The 14,906-nt window shown below is 57.9% G+C and carries 15 protein-coding genes and 1 pseudogene; 10 read left to right on the forward strand and 6 right to left on the reverse strand.

Features of this window, described 5'->3' with window-relative positions:
• From ACIF4X_RS23740 to ACIF4X_RS23755, 4 genes and pseudogenes are all read left to right on the forward strand, one after another.
• Nucleotides 1–296: pseudogene (locus tag ACIF4X_RS23740) on the forward strand (succinate--CoA ligase subunit alpha); the annotation flags it as partial.
• A 319-nt stretch (nucleotides 297–615) separates the two neighbouring features.
• Nucleotides 616–1,929, forward strand: coding sequence for a branched-chain amino acid transport system II carrier protein (brnQ, locus tag ACIF4X_RS23745; protein WP_007919876.1), 1,314 nt, complete (start codon nucleotides 616–618; stop codon nucleotides 1,927–1,929).
• Between the two features lie 177 nt (nucleotides 1,930–2,106).
• A complete protein-coding gene (locus ACIF4X_RS23750; RefSeq protein ID WP_397483975.1) occupies nucleotides 2,107–2,844 on the forward strand; it encodes a DUF599 domain-containing protein in 738 nt (245 codons plus the stop codon).
• Nucleotides 2,844–3,245 carry an MAPEG family protein gene (locus tag ACIF4X_RS23755; RefSeq protein WP_397483976.1) on the forward strand — a complete coding sequence of 134 codons (402 nt, stop codon included), beginning with the start codon at nucleotides 2,844–2,846 and terminating at the stop codon, nucleotides 3,243–3,245. The genes ACIF4X_RS23750 and ACIF4X_RS23755 overlap by 1 nt, the downstream gene beginning before the upstream one ends.
• 78 nt (nucleotides 3,246–3,323) lie before the next feature.
• On the opposite strand, the gene ACIF4X_RS23760 is transcribed toward ACIF4X_RS23755, so the two are convergent.
• On the reverse strand, nucleotides 3,324–3,560 hold the full coding sequence (locus ACIF4X_RS23760) for a hypothetical protein (protein WP_007959016.1): 237 nt from the start codon (nucleotides 3,558–3,560) through the stop codon (nucleotides 3,324–3,326).
• A gap of 158 nt (nucleotides 3,561–3,718) precedes the next feature.
• On the opposite strand from ACIF4X_RS23760, the gene ACIF4X_RS23765 reads away from it, so the two are divergent.
• The 4 genes from ACIF4X_RS23765 to ACIF4X_RS23780 all read left to right on the forward strand — a co-directional run bounded on the left by ACIF4X_RS23765 (nucleotide 3,719) and on the right by ACIF4X_RS23780 (nucleotide 7,428).
• Nucleotides 3,719–4,195, forward strand: coding sequence for a PaaI family thioesterase (locus ACIF4X_RS23765; RefSeq protein WP_397483977.1), 477 nt, complete (start codon nucleotides 3,719–3,721; stop codon nucleotides 4,193–4,195).
• The gene (locus tag ACIF4X_RS23770) at nucleotides 4,192–4,644 is read left to right on the forward strand and encodes a PaaI family thioesterase (protein ID WP_007919863.1); all 453 of its coding nucleotides are present in this window, start codon (nucleotides 4,192–4,194) and stop codon (nucleotides 4,642–4,644) included. The genes ACIF4X_RS23765 and ACIF4X_RS23770 overlap by 4 nt, the downstream gene beginning before the upstream one ends.
• An 82-nt stretch (nucleotides 4,645–4,726) precedes the next feature.
• A complete protein-coding gene (htpG, locus tag ACIF4X_RS23775) occupies nucleotides 4,727–6,631 on the forward strand; it encodes a molecular chaperone HtpG (protein WP_397483978.1) in 1,905 nt (634 codons plus the stop codon).
• Between the two features lie 68 nt (nucleotides 6,632–6,699).
• On the forward strand, nucleotides 6,700–7,428 hold the full coding sequence (locus ACIF4X_RS23780) for a dienelactone hydrolase family protein (RefSeq protein WP_397483979.1): 729 nt from the start codon (nucleotides 6,700–6,702) through the stop codon (nucleotides 7,426–7,428).
• A gap of 202 nt (nucleotides 7,429–7,630) precedes the next feature.
• On the opposite strand, the gene ACIF4X_RS23785 is transcribed toward ACIF4X_RS23780, so the two are convergent.
• Nucleotides 7,631–8,497, reverse strand: coding sequence for a pirin family protein (locus ACIF4X_RS23785; protein WP_397483980.1), 867 nt, complete (start codon nucleotides 8,495–8,497; stop codon nucleotides 7,631–7,633).
• A gap of 61 nt (nucleotides 8,498–8,558) precedes the next feature.
• Nucleotides 8,559–8,975, reverse strand: coding sequence for an OsmC family protein (locus ACIF4X_RS23790; protein WP_150794410.1), 417 nt, complete (start codon nucleotides 8,973–8,975; stop codon nucleotides 8,559–8,561).
• 128 nt (nucleotides 8,976–9,103) lie between these two features.
• On the opposite strand from ACIF4X_RS23790, the gene ACIF4X_RS23795 reads away from it, so the two are divergent.
• Together ACIF4X_RS23795 and ACIF4X_RS23800 are read left to right on the forward strand one after the other, a co-directional pair.
• Nucleotides 9,104–10,159: an amidohydrolase family protein gene (locus ACIF4X_RS23795; RefSeq protein WP_397483981.1), complete on the forward strand. Its 1,056-nt coding sequence runs from the start codon at nucleotides 9,104–9,106 to the stop codon at nucleotides 10,157–10,159.
• Nucleotides 10,160–10,289: 130 nt separating this feature from the next.
• On the forward strand, nucleotides 10,290–11,915 hold the full coding sequence (locus ACIF4X_RS23800; RefSeq protein ID WP_397483982.1) for a methyl-accepting chemotaxis protein: 1,626 nt from the start codon (nucleotides 10,290–10,292) through the stop codon (nucleotides 11,913–11,915).
• A gap of 258 nt (nucleotides 11,916–12,173) precedes the next feature.
• Here the strand turns inward: ACIF4X_RS23800 and ACIF4X_RS23805 are convergent, their stop codons facing one another.
• From ACIF4X_RS23805 to purM, 3 genes are read right to left on the reverse strand one after another with little or no spacing between them, the layout of a single operon-like run.
• Nucleotides 12,174–12,887, reverse strand: a complete 714-nt coding sequence (locus ACIF4X_RS23805) for a DUF3108 domain-containing protein (protein ID WP_127926356.1) — start codon at nucleotides 12,885–12,887, stop codon at nucleotides 12,174–12,176.
• An 8-nt stretch (nucleotides 12,888–12,895) separates the two neighbouring features.
• Nucleotides 12,896–13,546, reverse strand: coding sequence for a phosphoribosylglycinamide formyltransferase (gene purN / locus ACIF4X_RS23810; RefSeq protein ID WP_397483983.1), 651 nt, complete (start codon nucleotides 13,544–13,546; stop codon nucleotides 12,896–12,898).
• Complete coding sequence (gene purM / locus ACIF4X_RS23815; protein WP_008082936.1) at nucleotides 13,546–14,604, reverse strand: phosphoribosylformylglycinamidine cyclo-ligase; 1,059 nt, start codon at nucleotides 14,602–14,604, stop codon at nucleotides 13,546–13,548. Before purM ends, purN begins: the two co-directional genes overlap by 1 nt.
• Nucleotides 14,605–14,906 lie beyond the last annotated feature (302 nt).

Genomic DNA, 14,906 nt, shown 5'->3' on the forward strand with positions numbered 1-14,906 from the left:
AGCCAGACCCGACGCCCGCACCGCTCGCCACGAGCGGCGAGAGCGGCGGTTCGGCTGAAGACGAACCGGCTGCCTACATCAAGGCACACGTGACCACGCCGGTTGTTTCCTACATCGCTGGTGTGACTGCTCCTCCGGGCAAGCGCATGGGCCATGCTGGCGCAATCATCTCTGGCGGCAAAGGCACTGCAGACGAGAAATTCGCTGCGCTGCAAGACGCAGGCGTAAAAACCGTGCGTTCGCTGGCAGACATCGGCAAGGCCCTGGCCGAGCTGACTGGTTGGGCTGTCAAGTAAGCCTCGCGCTTAGCTGACGCTTTACCAGACAAAGGCCACCTTCGGGTGGCCTTTGTCGTTTCTGGCATTCGCTGATTTATAGGCTTTCGCCCAATTACATGCAAAAACGCGACACGGAAACGTCGCGTATCGGATAGTTCGCCCTCTAACAGTGCGTTTGTAAGTCAAATTCGTTAGGCTAGCAGCCATTTTTGCGTCTGCCGCCCACAAGGCATGCAACGCGCTTTAAGGGTCAGTCCCATACGGATCGACAGCATTTCCCTAATTACACAGGGCAATCCCCCTCTAAATTCCGATTCAGTAGTGTGGTATTACCTTAATGAAAGTTTTGAAAGGTCAGGACATCCTGGCACTTGGTTTTATGACGTTTGCCCTGTTCGTCGGGGCTGGCAACATTATTTTCCCGCCGATCGTTGGCTTGCAGGCCGGACCTCACGTCTGGATGGCCGCGTTGGGCTTCCTGATCACCGCAGTGGGTCTGCCGGTGATTACCGTCGTTGCACTGGCCAAGGTCGGTGGGGCGATGGATGCGCTGAGCAGCCCGATCGGCAAGATCGCCGGCGGCATTCTGGCTGCGGCTTGCTATCTGGCGGTCGGCCCGTTGTTCGCCACCCCGCGTACCGCGACCGTTTCGTTTGAAGTGGGTCTGGCGCCGCTGACCGGCGAGAGCCCGTTGGCACTGTTCCTCTACAGTTCGGTGTACTTCCTGCTGGTGTTCTTCATCTCGCTCTACCCTGGGCGTTTGCTGGACACGGTTGGCCGTTTTCTCGCGCCGTTGAAGATCATCGCGCTGGCGGTGCTGGGTATCGCTGCATTCGCCTTGCCGGCGGGTGACATCGGCCACGGCACGCCAGAGTACGTCGCCGCGCCGTTCTCCCAAGGCTTCATCAATGGTTACCTGACCATGGATACCCTCGGGGCGCTGGTGTTCGGCATTGTCATCGTTAACGCGATCCGCTCCCGTGGCGTCGAGTCGCCGGCGCTGATCACCCGTTACGCGATCATCGCTGGCCTGATTGCCGGTGTCGGTCTGGCGCTGGTGTATGTCAGCCTGTTTCGCCTCGGTTCCGGTAGCCACGAAGTAGCAGCGGGCGCGACCAATGGCGCAGCGGTATTGCACGCGTATGTGCAACACACCTTCGGTTCGCTGGGTAGCGGTTTCCTTGCAGTGCTGATCTCGCTGGCGTGTCTGGTAACGGCGGTGGGTCTGACCTGCGCCTGTGCCGAATACTTCAGCCGTGTGCTGCCACTGTCCTACAAAACCCTGGTGATCATTCTCGCAGCGTTCTCGCTGCTGGTATCGAACCTGGGCCTGACCAAGCTGATTGCCTTCTCGATTCCGGTACTGACCGCGATCTATCCGCCGTGCATCGTGTTGGTGGCACTGAGCTTCTGTAAAGACTTCTGGCATGAACACGGCCGTATCCTCGGTCCGGTGATGCTGGTGTCGTTCATCTTCGGCACCATCGACGCGTTGAAAGGTGCCGGTCTGGCCGGCTGGATGCCATCGCAGTTGTCCCACCTGCCGCTGAGTGAGCAGGGTCTGGCATGGCTGGTGCCGTGCGTGATGACGCTGGTGGTTGCGGTTGTTTGTGATCGCATGCTGGGTAAACGCAGCGAAGCGGTTGCCTGATGTTGCGTGACCCGCCATAAGCGGGTCTTCAACGCTTAAACAGAAATGCCCCGTATCAATCGATACGGGGCATTTTTTATGCGCGTCAGGCAGTGTCTTTTTCCCTGAACCAACGTCGAAGCACTGCATCGCTTTTATGTCCTACAGGTCATGTATTTACATTTCACAGGAAAACGAATGTCGTTCATCCAAGCCAACCTGATCCACCTGCTCGCTGCCGTCTGGTTTGTCATCTGCTGGGGCGGGTACACCCGTTATGCTGGCTGGAAGGCCCGCGACACCGCGTGCCTGGCCAGCGTCCTGCATCTGTACCGCGAAGACTGGATGCGCCGCATGTTGCTGCGTGACAACCGCATCGCCGACGCCAGTGTGATCGGTAACCTTGAGCGCAACGCCTCGTTTTTCGCCTCCAGCACTCTGATTATTCTCGCCGGCATTCTCACCGTACTTGGCGCGTCAGAGCGCGCGGTGTCATTGTTGGCGGATATTCCGATGGTGCAACAGGCATCGCAGGGCATGTCGGAAATCAAGTTGCTGTGTCTGGCGATGGTGTTTGTTTATGCGTTTTTCACCTTCAGTTGGTGCATGCGCCAGTACAACTTTGCCGCCGTACTGGTGGGATCGGCGCCAATGATCGGTGAGCGGCAAGTTTCCGAGCAGGAGCGTAAAGCCTTCGCGTTGCGGGCGGCGCGAGTGATTTCGATGGCCGCCAACCAGTTCAACTTCGGCTTGCGTTCCTATTACTTCGGCATGAGCATGCTGGCGTGGTTCGTCAGTCCGTGGCTGTTTATGCTGATGAGCGCCGGCGTGGTCGTGGTCCTGTATCGCCGCGAGTTTCATTCCGACGTTCTCGACGTCATGGTCTATACCCCTACAGAAGCCCCCATTCCCGAGACAAATAAAGAGGTCGCTTGATGAGTATTCCGTTCTGGTGTGTGTTTATCAGTGCGCTATTGATTTATATCGCGCGTATGCCAGTGGGCAAGGCGATGAAAGAGCAGGGTGGTTACAACAATCACCTGCCGCGCCAGCAACAGGCGCAACTGACCGGGTATGGCGCGAGGGCGCTGGCGGCACATCAGAACAGTATCGAAGCATTCATTTTGTTCGCAGTCGGTGTGCTGATGGCGCACACCACGCAAACGGCGGGCTGGCTGATCGATACATTGGCGATCATCTTTGTGATCGCGCGAATCCTTTACTTGTGGTTCTACCTGGCCGATCTGCCCAAGCTGCGCAGTCTGGTCTGGCTAGTTGGCTTAGTCAGCTCGCTGTTGCTGATGATTAGTCCGACTTTTAGAACGGTCTTGCTGTAAGTCTCTTCGGCCGCTAAATGACAGGCAAAAGAAAACCCGCACTTGGCGGGTTTTCTTTTTTCTGCAGCAAAAAGCGAATTATTGCTTTTTGGCAGCTTCTTCTTGAGCAGCGGCGTTCGATTCAGCCTGAGCTTTGGCAGCTTCGGCGTTTTCTTTCGCAGCGTCGTTCACTTTATCCTGAGCTTTGTTCATGTCTTGCTGAGCTTGTTCAGCATGTTGGTTAGCATCTTGAGCTTTGTCCTCGGATTTTTTATCGCAGGCAGCGAGACCGAGGGAAGCGGTCAACATCAAGGCAATAGCTAAAGTCTTACGCATGGGGTGTTTCTCCTTATGGAAAATAACTACTGGCCTTAAGAGCTTGGCGCCGAGGGTTAAGTTCCTCATTTCTTTCAGATATATAAGTTTGTTTTCAAGCGGAACTTTTGCTGTATTGCTTACTACTGGCAAAAGGCTCTAACGAGAGTAATTATCAAATGGCCGAAAACCCCGTTTTTGAGCGCGCGACGCGGTTTCTCTCCGCGCTGCGACACTGTCAGGTACTCGGATTGCGCGTGCACAGCGCGTCCAGCGAAGGGCTGACGGTGATCCTTCCTTACAGCACCAAAATCGTCGGTAATCCACAGACCGGCGTGATCCACGGCGGCGCAATTACTTCGTTGATGGACACCGCCTGCGGAATGTCCACCCTGTGCGTTTTGCCGGAATTCGAGGTCTGCCCGACGCTCGACCTGCGCATCGACTACATGCATGCCGCCGAACCCAATAAAGATGTGTATGGCTTCGCTCAGTGCTACCGGGTGACCACCGACGTGATCTTCGCTCGCGGTTTCGCCTATCAGGACGATCCCGAGCAGCCGATCGCCCATGTGGTCGGTACGTTCATGCGCATGGGCAAGGGCCTCAAAGGCACCAAAGGCTTTGGCGGCGTAATCAAGGGAGAAGGGCAATGAGCGATGACCTCAAACAGCAATTGCTCAAGGCTCACGCGCAGGGCGATTATGCGCCGCTGCTGCAGTTGATCCCCTACGCCGGGCTGATTGGCATCGAGTGTTCGCGAGTCGGCGATGAACTGCTGTTCAAGCTGCCGGCGAACAAAGACAACATTGGTAACCCTTTATTGCCAGCGATCCACGGCGGAGTGATTGCCGGCTTCATGGAGCTGGCAGCGGCCCTGCATCTGTTGATCTTCACCGGTGCACCGGGGGTGCCGAAGATTATCGACTTCTCCCTCGATTACCTGCGCGCCGGGCAGTTTCGCGACACCTGGGCCAAATGTCAGGTGTGTCGCCAGGGTCGGCGGGTGGCCAACGTCGCCATCACCGCCTGGCAAAGTACCGAAAGTGAACCGATTGCCACCGCGCGTGCGCACTTCAAAATCGATGAGCCCTTGAAATCCTGAACAGCGCCCCAAACTCACAAGACAACCCGCCGCCGACCATTTCGGGTCGCGGCCACTGCCATCTGATTGGAGTTTGATGACCATGAGTGTGGAAACTCAAAAGGAAACCCTGGGCTTCCAGACCGAGGTAAAGCAGCTGCTGCACCTCATGATCCATTCGCTGTATTCCAACAAGGAAATTTTCCTTCGCGAATTGATCTCGAACGCCTCTGACGCTGTCGACAAGCTGCGCTTCGAAGCCCTGGCCAAGCCAGAATTGCTCGAAGGTGGCGCTGATCTGAAAATCCGTGTGAGCTTCGACAAGGACGCCAAGACCGTCACCCTCGAAGACAACGGTATCGGCATGAACCGTGACGATGTGATTGCCCATCTGGGGACCATCGCCAAATCGGGCACCGCCGATTTCATGAAAAACCTCTCGGGCGATCAGAAAAAAGATTCGCACCTGATCGGTCAATTCGGTGTGGGCTTCTACTCCGCCTTCATCGTCGCTGACCAGGTTGACGTGTACTCTCGTCGCGCCGGCACCCCAGCCAGCGAAGGCGTGCACTGGTCGTCGAAAGGCGAGGGCGAGTTCGAAGTTGCGAACATCGACAAACCAGAACGCGGCACCCGCATCGTTCTGCACCTGAAAGCTGCAGAAGACGAGTTCGCTGATGGCTGGCGTCTGCGCAACATCATCAAGAAGTACTCCGACCACATCGCTTTGCCGATCGAGCTGCCGAAAGAAGCTGCTGTAGCTGAAGGCGAAGAGGCACCAGCCGTTGAATGGGAAACCGTCAACCGCGCCAGCGCCCTGTGGACTCGCCCTCGCACTGAAGTGAAGGACGAGGAATATCAGGAGTTCTACAAGCACATCGCCCACGACTTTGAAAACCCGCTGGCCTGGAGCCACAACAAAGTCGAAGGCAAGCTCGAGTACAGCTCGCTGCTGTACGTGCCGGCCCGCGCACCGTTCGACCTGTACCAGCGTGAAGCGCCGAAAGGCCTGAAGCTGTACGTGCAACGCGTGTTCGTCATGGATCAGGCCGAGTCGTTCCTGCCGTTGTACCTGCGCTTCATCAAAGGCGTGGTCGACTCCAACGACCTGTCGCTGAACGTGTCGCGTGAAATTCTGCAGAAAGACCCGATCATCGATTCGATGAAAACCGCGCTGACCAAGCGCGTGCTCGACATGCTGGAAAAACTGGCGAAAAACGAGCCTGAGCAATACAAAGGTTTCTGGAAGAACTTCGGTCAGGTCATGAAAGAAGGCCCGGCAGAAGACTTCGCCAACAAAGAGAAAATTGCCGGTCTGCTGCGTTTTGCATCGACCAATGGCGACGACGGCGAGCAGATCGTCGGTCTGGCCGACTACCTGGCACGCGCCAAGGAAGGTCAGGACAAGATTTACTACCTCACCGGCGAAACCTACGCGCAGGTCAAGAACAGCCCGCACCTGGAAGTCTTCCGCAAGAAAGGCATCGAAGTGCTGCTGCTGACCGATCGCATCGACGAGTGGCTGATGAGCTACCTCAGCGAGTTCGACGGCAAGAGCTTTGTCGACGTGGCACGCGGTGACCTCGATCTGGGCAACCTGGACTCGGAAGAGGACAAGAAAGCCGCAGAAGAAGTCGCCAAGTCCAAAGAAGGTCTGGTTGAGCGTCTGAAAGCCGCACTGGGCGATTCCGTGGCTGAAGTCCGCGTATCGCATCGTCTGACCGACTCGCCGGCCATCCTGGCCATCGGCGAGCAGGATCTGGGTCTGCAAATGCGTCAGATCCTCGAAGCCAGCGGGCAGAAAGTGCCGGATTCGAAGCCGATCTTCGAATTCAACCCGAGCCACCCGCTGATCGAGAAACTCGACGGCGAGCAGAGCGAAGAGCGTTTTGGCGACCTGTCGCACATCCTCTTCGATCAGGCAGCCCTGGCTGCCGGCGACAGCTTGAAGGATCCGGCCGCGTATGTGCGCCGTCTGAACAAGCTGCTGGTTGAACTGTCGGTTTAACCAAGTTGCAGAAAAACCCGCTTCGGCGGGTTTTTTCATTCTGGTGTTTAACAAATCAGGAGTCAGAAATGAGCCAAGTCACTGTACGTTCCGTGGTCTATCAGATTGACGGCCAACCTTATGAAGGTCGTCTGGCGTTCGACGCCGAACACAAAGGCGCGCGTCCGGGTTTGTTGATGGCGCCGAACTGGATGGGCGTCAGCGCCGGTGCCGAAGAAATCGCCAAATCGGTGGCAGCCAAGGGCTACGTGGTGTTGATTGCTGACGTTTATGGTCAGGCCGTACGTCCACAGAATGCTGATCAGGCTGGCGCGGCGATGATGCCATTGAAGGATGATCGTGCGTTACTGCGCAAGCGTATGCAGGCGGCGTTCGAGCAGTTGCAGAAGCAGGGCGAAGCGGCGGTTGATACCTCGAAACTGGCGGTGTTCGGTTTCTGCTTTGGCGGTTGCTGTGCGCTGGATCTGGCTCGTACCGGTGCGCCAGTGAAGGCGGCGGTGTCGTTCCATGGCACGCTGGATTCGCCGAACCCGGCGGATGCGCAGAACATCAAAGGCTCGGTGTTGGTGTTGCATGGTGCTTCCGATCCTTTGGTGCCGAAAGAGCAGCTGCCGGCGTTTGAAGACGAGATGAACGCGGCGAATGTCGATTGGCAGTTGCTGAGCTACGGCGGTGCGGTGCACTCGTTTACTGATCCGCATGCGAATGTGCCGGGCAAGATGATGTATGACGCGAAGACCGCCAAGCGCGCGTTCAAGTCGATGCATGATTTGCTGGATGAAGTGTTCAAGGGCTGAAGCCTGAAAAGCAAAAGCCCCTCACCCTAGCCCTCTCCCAAAGGGAGAGGGGACTGATTGGGGGGATGCTGAAGGACTACGCCGACCTGAAAGTGTCTTGGTGAATCCATAATCGCCAAGATTTTTCAGGTCGATGTATGACGCAAGACACCTCGGTCGGCTCCCTCTCCCTCCTGGAGAGGGCTGGGGTGAGGGTAAAGGCTTAACGAGGTAATTCAATCCGCTCAACTTCCCCCGGCACCGTCGGCCAGTCCCCGGCCGTCCATTTACGCCGTGCCTCATCAATCGCCGCCGGATCGCTCGCAACAAAATTCCAGTTGATTCGCCGAGGCCCGTCCAGTGCTGCGCCACCGAACACCACCGCGTGCACATCACTTTCGGCAAACAGACTCATCTCTTCGCCAGCTGGCAATACCACCAGCGCGTGCGGCTCAATCGCTTCGCCATTCAACTGCGCATCCCCACTCAACACGTACACCGCCCGCTCTTCATGCTCGGTCGGAATCAACAGGGTGGTCGCCGTTTGCATCTTCACTTCGGCATATAACGTAGGAGAAAGCACCGGCACCGGCGATTCCAGGCAAAAGCCTGACCCGGCAATCATGCGAATCTGTACGCCAAGGTTATCGCTGACCGGTAAGGTCGCCGCCGGGTGATGGCTGTAGTGCCCCGGGCCTTGCTCATGATCCTTGGGCGACGCCAGCCAGATCTGCAAGCCGTGCATCGTAAAGCTCTGGTCCCACAACGGCTCAGGCGTGCGTTCAACGTGTGCAATCGCGCTGCCGGCGGTCATCCAGCTGACATCGCCGGCACTGACCACCTGATCGGAGCCAAGGCTGTCCTTATGCTGGATCTGTCCTTCAAACAAATACGTCAACGTAGACAGACCGATGTGCGGGTGCTGTCGGATGTTCATGCCTTTGCCTGTCGGATAAACCGTCTCGAGCATGTGATCAAAAAACACGAAAGGCCCGACGCTGCGGCATTTGGCTGACGGCAGCGGGCGCAGAATCGGCTGGCCTTCGACGTCTTCGGCGCGCGGGCGGATGATCAGAGGTTGCGTGTCCATGGTGCATTCCAGGCTGAGCGGGTGATGCCAGAAGCATAACCCGCCGCTGGCATCAGGAGGGTTACTGGCTGTCGAAGCCTTGCGGGGCGTGGGTTTCGATCGTCACGTCGCTGGTGGTCATCAATTTGTGAATCGGGCAGCGATCGGCGACACGCAGCAATTCCTCGCGCTGGGCGTCGGTCAGTACGCCTTTAAGGGTGAGCGTGACGTGCAGGACGTATTTGCCTTTCTGCTCTTCGCTGTTGTCGCGTTTGACGTCGACCCCGACGCCGGTCAGCGGGATGTCTTTCTTCTTCGCGTACATCTTCAGGGTCAGGGCCTTGCAGGCGCCGAGGGCTGCGTCGAAGTAATCGTGCGGCTCGGGTGCCGAGCCTTCGCCGCCGGCCGACTTCGGCACATCGGCAAACAGTTCGTGGTCATCAATCTGTACGGTGTGACGAAAACCTTCAGCGGAGACGGTATTGACGGTAACGGTCATGGGAACCTCACTGGCAGTAGGAAAAGTCGTTCGATCAAAAAAGACCTTGCAGTTATAGAGCATTCCCACCGGCACGCGTTCCACTTTCCTGCGGGATGAACCCTTGTCGTCAGGGCGAGGTCTAGGCTATGCCTACTTGCCGGAGATTACTTGTGTCCCTGTATCGTTTGAGTCTTGCCTGCCTTCTGCTGCTTGCCGGCAACGTCAGCGCCCGCGAATACGCCTACAGCGATGCGCACCTGCATTACGTGGATTTTTTTCAGGAAAGCGCAGGTATGGCGAAACTGCTGACGGCGATGAAGGACGGCTCCGTCGAGCATGTGATGATTTCCGGAATTCCCGTGGCGAAAAAATGGCACGAAGACGAACCCAAGCGTCCGCGTTATTACGCCGGGGATGACGCCGATGCCTATTGGTACAGCGCAACCGACGTGATCGTTGCCGATGCGGTGCAAAAGCTGTCAGCCGAGCAGCGCCCGTACTTTCATCCCTTCCTCTCGGGCTTCAACCCCAACGACAAGAACTCCGCCGCGCACATCCAGCGCATGCTCGAACTGTATCCGGGGCTGTGGCAGGGCATTGGCGAGGTGTTCACTCGGCATGATGACCTCACGGCGCTGACGTCCGGCGACACGCCGCGCGCCAACAACGAGGCGATGACCAAGATCTACCATTTGGCCGCCGAGAACGATCTACCGGTAATGCTGCATTCCAACATCACCTCCAAGCGTGAGAAAAATCCGCTGTACTTGAAGGAAATCGAAGAGCCGCTGCGTAATCACCCGCACACGCGATTCATCTGGGCGCACGCCGGGACCAGCGCTGAAATCCATCGCCATCAAACGCAGCTGAAGTTCCTGCTGCCAACCCTGACGCGCATGCTTGAGGCGTATCCGAATCTGTTCATCGATCTGTCATGGAGCATGCTCACGCCGTATTTGCTGGATGAACAGGGCAAGCCGCGCCCGGAATGGTTGGCACTGGTCGAGAAATACCCCGAGCGCTTCATGCTCGGCTCCGACGTGGTAGGGCGTTTCAACAAGCTCGGTGAGGAAATGCACAGTTTTAAACCGTTCCTTGATGCGCTGCCCGAAGGTGTTGCTAGAAAAGTCGCCAGAGATAACTTCCTAGCGATCTTGCCGCGAACGGAGCTCAAGTCCGGCAAAACCACGCTGAATCGTTAATGCCGACGGTTCGGAGTATTAAGGCCTTTTGATATCACGTTTTGGTCTTACGCAAATTTTCACCGGGCCGATACCTTCTTAAGCAACCAGCTGCAGGGTTGATGCAGCGCTTTTGGAAGGAACCAGAGCAATGAGTATCCGTAGTCTCAATATTGCCCCGCGCGCCAGCGTGGGTTTTGGGCTGTTGGCGCTGATGGTGTTTGCCCTCGGGGCGTTCGCTTTGCTGCAGATGTCGAACATGCGCGCGCAGTCCGACGAGGTCGACAACAATTGGCTGCCCAGCGTGATGGCTGTCGGCGAGATGAGTCAGGACATGCTGCGCCTGCGCGCGCTGACCATGCGCCTGTTGCTCAATCGCGATCCACAGGCGCTGGAGCAGAATGTCGTCAAACTCAATGAGCTGCGTGGGGTGCTGAGTGAGGCTCAGCAGCGTTACGACGTGCTGATCGTGCTGCCCGAAGAGCGCAAGCTGTTTGATCGCTTCAAGGTTGCCGAGCACCAGTATCTGGAGTTTCAGGCGCAGGTCATGCAGTTGTCTGCGCAGAATCGCGTGGAAGAGGCTGCGACCATCCTCAACGGCCAGATGAGTCCGCTGGCCGACGAAATCGCAGTGCTGCTGCGCGAGCTGGTCGAACTGAATAAACACAACGCCAATCTCGCCACTGAAGCGGCGCGACTGGTGTTTATCAATTCGCGGGTGTGGGTCGGGGTGATGATCGGCGTGACCGCGCTGATTACCATCGGCCTGGCCCTGCTGTTGACCCGCAGCATCGTGCTGCCCCTGGCGCAGTCATTGGGCGTGGCCGAAGTGGTCGCCGGTGGCGATCTGACGGGTGATATCAGCATCAGTGGCAAGGACGAACCGGCGCGCTTGTTACAGGCGCTCAAGAGCATGCAGCACAACCTGCGCGACACGATCCGGCAAATATCCGAGTCTTCCAGCCAATTGGCCTCGGCGTCGGAGGAGCTGAGTTGCGTCACGGAAGACGCCACGCGCGGGCTGCATCAGCAGAGTCTGGAAATCGAGCAAGCGGCTACAGCGGTTAATCAGATGACCGCAGCGGTGGAGGAGGTGGCAAGCAATGCCGTGGCCACGTCCGAGGCCTCTCGTGAATCCGACCGCATTGCCCAGCATGGCCGCGAACAGGTGCATCAAACGGTGTTGTCCATCGAATCGCTGGCCGATGACGTAACGGCCAATGCAAGCCAGGTGGAGGATCTGGCGCAAAAGGTCTACAGCATCAGCAAAGTCCTGGAGGTGATTCGTTCGATTGCCGAGCAGACCAATCTTTTGGCGCTGAATGCTGCGATTGAGGCCGCGCGAGCCGGTGATGCCGGGCGTGGGTTTGCGGTTGTAGCGGATGAGGTGCGGGCGTTGGCCCATCGCACGCAGCAGTCAACCCAGGAAATCGAGCAGATGATCGGCGGGATTCAGCAGGGCACCGATTCGGCGGTCAGTTCAATGCAGCAGAGTAATGTGCGGGCGCGTTCGACACTGGAGTTGGCCAAGGCGGCCGGGATTGCACTTGAAGAGATCGCCTCGGCGTTCACGCTGATCAATGAGCGCAATCTGGTGATCGCCAGTGCCTCGGAGGAGCAGGCAGCGGTGGCGCGGGAGGTGGATCGTAATCTGATGAATATTCGTGATCTGGCGATGCAGACCTCGGCTGGGGCCAATCAGACAAGTGCGGCGAGTCAGGAGTTGTCGCGGTTGGCGGTGGATCTGAACAGCATGGTGGCGAAGTTTTCGGTTTGAGGTTCGCCTTCAAAAGCCCCTCACCCTAACCCTCTCCCAAGGGGAGAGGGGACTGACCGTGGGAGATTATCGAGTTACGCCGACCTGATCTTGCTTTGGAGAATCCATAATCGACTCGACTTTTCAGGTCGATGCATGGCACCAGACATCTCGGTCGGCTCCCTCTCCCTCGGGTGAGGGGCGAGCCAGGCACAATCTCCAATCCGGCAGACGAAAAAAAGCCCCGCATTTCGCAGGGCTTTTTGTTGTGGCGGCGGATCAGCTGCCTTTAACGGTTTTACCGTTGACCGTGCCGTCCTGGAGCATGATGTTGTACTCCTTGCCGTCGGTTTCAACTTGTTGCAGGCGAACCAGCAAGTAATCCCAATCCTTGGCGAACCACAGCACGGTGGTGCGCTTGCTTTGCGTCGGGTCGCGTACGCGCTCGACCTTGATCGCATCGATCTTGCCAGCCTTGGTCTCGACTTTTTCCGAGCCCAGCACGCGGAAGTCATAAGTATCGACTTCGCCGTCATCGACCACTTGATAGCTCATGGTCTTTTTGCCAGCAGCCACATCATGTTGCAGCGCCAGTTGATAGGTGGACTTGTCGACCATGCCACGGTTTAACGGGATTTTCACCGCGTCGCCACGGTCGGTGCCGGTGACCATTTTGCTGTTCCAGTCGAAATCCAGATCAGCCTTTTTCGCTTTGCCCAGACCGCCACGTTCAAAGTGGTAGGACTGCGGCAGCAGGGTATCCTTGTCCAGGGTCAGGGTGCTTTCTTCCGTCAGGCTGGCGATCATCATCGAGGCCTTGAAGCTGAGCTTCCAGACGCCGTTGGCTTCCTTGACCAGGCTGCGCTCGGCGGTACCGCTCATGGGCAGTTGCTTCCAGTCGGCGGTGTAGCTGGCGGAGAACGGTTGAAGGTCCGCAGCCTGCGCGAAAGGCAGGGCGAGCAGAGCGCAAGCGAAGAGCAGGGCGCGACGCATAAAATCTCCTAGTGTCGAATCAAGTGGCCGCTGGCCGCGAGTAACTGGCCATCCAGTAAAGCACCTTGTTCACCGAGTGCCAGCCTGCCTTCGGCAAACCAGCGAACTGCCATCGGGTAAATCAGGTGTTCCTGAACGTGGACTCGCTGCGCGAGACTTTGCGGCGTGTCGTGCAACTCTACCGGTAATACTGCCTGTACGACCAGTGGTCCGCCATCGAGTTCCTCGGTGACGAAGTGGACGGAGCAGCCGTGCTCGGTGTCACCGGCTTCCAGCGCGCGCTGATGAGTGTGTAACCCTTTGTATTTGGGCAGCAGCGACGGGTGGATGTTGAGCAGGCGACCTTGGTAGTGGCGAACGAAATCAGCGCTGAGAATGCGCATGAAGCCGGCCAGCACCACCAGTTTCGGATTGAATTCGTCGATCAGTTCGATCAGGGCAGCATCGAAGGCCTCGCGGCCTTCAAATGCCTTGTGATCCAGTGAGCGGGTGGCGATACCCGCATCACTGGCGCGTTGCAGGCCGTAGGCGTCGGCGCGATTGGAAATCACTGCAGCGATGCGGACCGGGCTGTCGCCGGTCCGCGTGCTGTCGATCAGAGCCTGCAAGTTACTGCCGGTGCCGGACAACAGCACCACGACATCACAGGGTGCGGACATTAATGAGCCTTAAGGTTCTGCAGATCAACCTGAGCAGCGCCTTCGGCAGCGGCAGCGATCTGACCGATGACCCAAGGCTGTTCGCCGGCGTCACGCAGGGTGTTCAGGGCTACTTCTACGTGCTCTTGAGCCACGCAGATGACCATGCCGACGCCGCAGTTCAGCACGCGGTGCATCTCGGTTTCGTCAACGTTGCCTTTCTCTTGCAGCCAGTCGAATACGGCAGGGCGAGTCCAGCTAGCCACGTCAACCACGGCCTGAGCGCCTTTTGGCAGAACGCGCGGGATGTTGTCGAGCAGGCCACCACCGGTGATGTGGGCCATGGCTTTGACGGCGCCGGTATCTTTGATCAGCTTGAGCAGCGGCTTCACGTAGATGCGGGTCGGGGCCATCAGCAGGTCGGTCAGCGGTTTGCCGTCGAGCTGGATGTTTTCGATGTCGGCGCCGGACACTTCGATGATCTTGCGGATCAGCGAGTAGCCGTTCGAGTGTGGGCCGGACGATGGCAGTGCGATCAGCGCGTCACCGGTGGCGACTTTCGAGCCGTCGATGATTTCAGCTTTTTCCACGACGCCGACGCAAAAACCGGCCAGGTCGTAGTCTTCGCCTTCGTACATGCCTGGCATTTCAGCGGTTTCGCCGCCAACCAGCGAGCAACCCGACAGTTCGCAGCCAGCGCCGATGCCGGTCACGACCTGAGTCGCGGTCTCGACATTCAGCTTGCCGGTGGCGTAGTAGTCGAGGAAGAACAGTGGCTCGGCGCCGCAGACCACGAGGTCGTTCACGCACATCGCAACCAGGTCGATGCCGATGCTGTCGTGCTTGTTCAGGTTCAACGCCAGACGCAGCTTGGTGCCGACGCCGTCGGTGCCGGAAACCAGCACGGGCTGCTTGTAGCCGGCCGGGATTTCGCAGAGGGCGCCGAAACCGCCCAGGCCGCCCATGACTTCCGGGCGCGCAGTGCGCTTGGCGACGCTCTTGATGCGTTCGACCAATGCTTCACCGGCGTCGATGTCTACACCGGCGTCCTTGTAGCTCAGGGAGGGTTGCTTGCTCATGATCCAGGCCTTTAGGGGAGGGGATTCAGGGGTAACGACCGAGTTCAGCGGGAACTTCGAAATCGACGGGGCGATGGCCTCACGCGAGTTTCGAGGTGCCCGGCTGTTGCCGGTCTGCGAAGGCGCGCGATTTTATCAGGCTTGAGGGGCAGCGGCCATCCTCGCACCGACGGGCAGGACCATATCTCGGGAAATTTTTTGCAATTAAGGCCTGCGGGTGCCTGTATAAGGTGTGGCGATTAACCGTCTATCGTTATCACTGTGCAAAAACTTACCGCCGCCGTGTGAATGTTTTGCAACCG

Source organism: Pseudomonas sp. NPDC085632 (assembly GCF_044541255.1).
Taxonomy (GTDB): domain Bacteria; phylum Pseudomonadota; class Gammaproteobacteria; order Pseudomonadales; family Pseudomonadaceae; genus Aquipseudomonas.

Excerpts from the sequence above, each read along its gene's own strand:
- ACIF4X_RS23805 (WP_127926356.1), bottom strand. The coding sequence starts at position 12,887 with ATGCGTCGCGCCCTGCTCTTCGCTTGCGCTCTGCTCGCCCTGCCTTTC.
- ACIF4X_RS23770 (WP_007919863.1), top strand. The coding sequence starts at position 4,192 with ATGAGCGATGACCTCAAACAGCAATTGCTCAAGGCTCACGCGCAGGGC.
- ACIF4X_RS23750 (WP_397483975.1), top strand. The coding sequence starts at position 2,107 with ATGTCGTTCATCCAAGCCAACCTGATCCACCTGCTCGCTGCCGTCTGG.
- purM (WP_008082936.1), bottom strand. The coding sequence starts at position 14,604 with ATGAGCAAGCAACCCTCCCTGAGCTACAAGGACGCCGGTGTAGACATC.
- ACIF4X_RS23780 (WP_397483979.1), top strand. The coding sequence starts at position 6,700 with ATGAGCCAAGTCACTGTACGTTCCGTGGTCTATCAGATTGACGGCCAA.
- ACIF4X_RS23760 (WP_007959016.1), bottom strand. The coding sequence starts at position 3,560 with ATGCGTAAGACTTTAGCTATTGCCTTGATGTTGACCGCTTCCCTCGGT.
- ACIF4X_RS23795 (WP_397483981.1), top strand. The coding sequence starts at position 9,104 with ATGCCTACTTGCCGGAGATTACTTGTGTCCCTGTATCGTTTGAGTCTT.
- ACIF4X_RS23785 (WP_397483980.1), bottom strand. The coding sequence starts at position 8,497 with ATGGACACGCAACCTCTGATCATCCGCCCGCGCGCCGAAGACGTCGAA.
- htpG (WP_397483978.1), top strand. The coding sequence starts at position 4,727 with ATGAGTGTGGAAACTCAAAAGGAAACCCTGGGCTTCCAGACCGAGGTA.
- ACIF4X_RS23790 (WP_150794410.1), bottom strand. The coding sequence starts at position 8,975 with ATGACCGTTACCGTCAATACCGTCTCCGCTGAAGGTTTTCGTCACACC.
- brnQ (WP_007919876.1), top strand. The coding sequence starts at position 616 with ATGAAAGTTTTGAAAGGTCAGGACATCCTGGCACTTGGTTTTATGACG.
- ACIF4X_RS23800 (WP_397483982.1), top strand. The coding sequence starts at position 10,290 with ATGAGTATCCGTAGTCTCAATATTGCCCCGCGCGCCAGCGTGGGTTTT.
- ACIF4X_RS23765 (WP_397483977.1), top strand. The coding sequence starts at position 3,719 with ATGGCCGAAAACCCCGTTTTTGAGCGCGCGACGCGGTTTCTCTCCGCG.
- ACIF4X_RS23755 (WP_397483976.1), top strand. The coding sequence starts at position 2,844 with ATGAGTATTCCGTTCTGGTGTGTGTTTATCAGTGCGCTATTGATTTAT.
- purN (WP_397483983.1), bottom strand. The coding sequence starts at position 13,546 with ATGTCCGCACCCTGTGATGTCGTGGTGCTGTTGTCCGGCACCGGCAGT.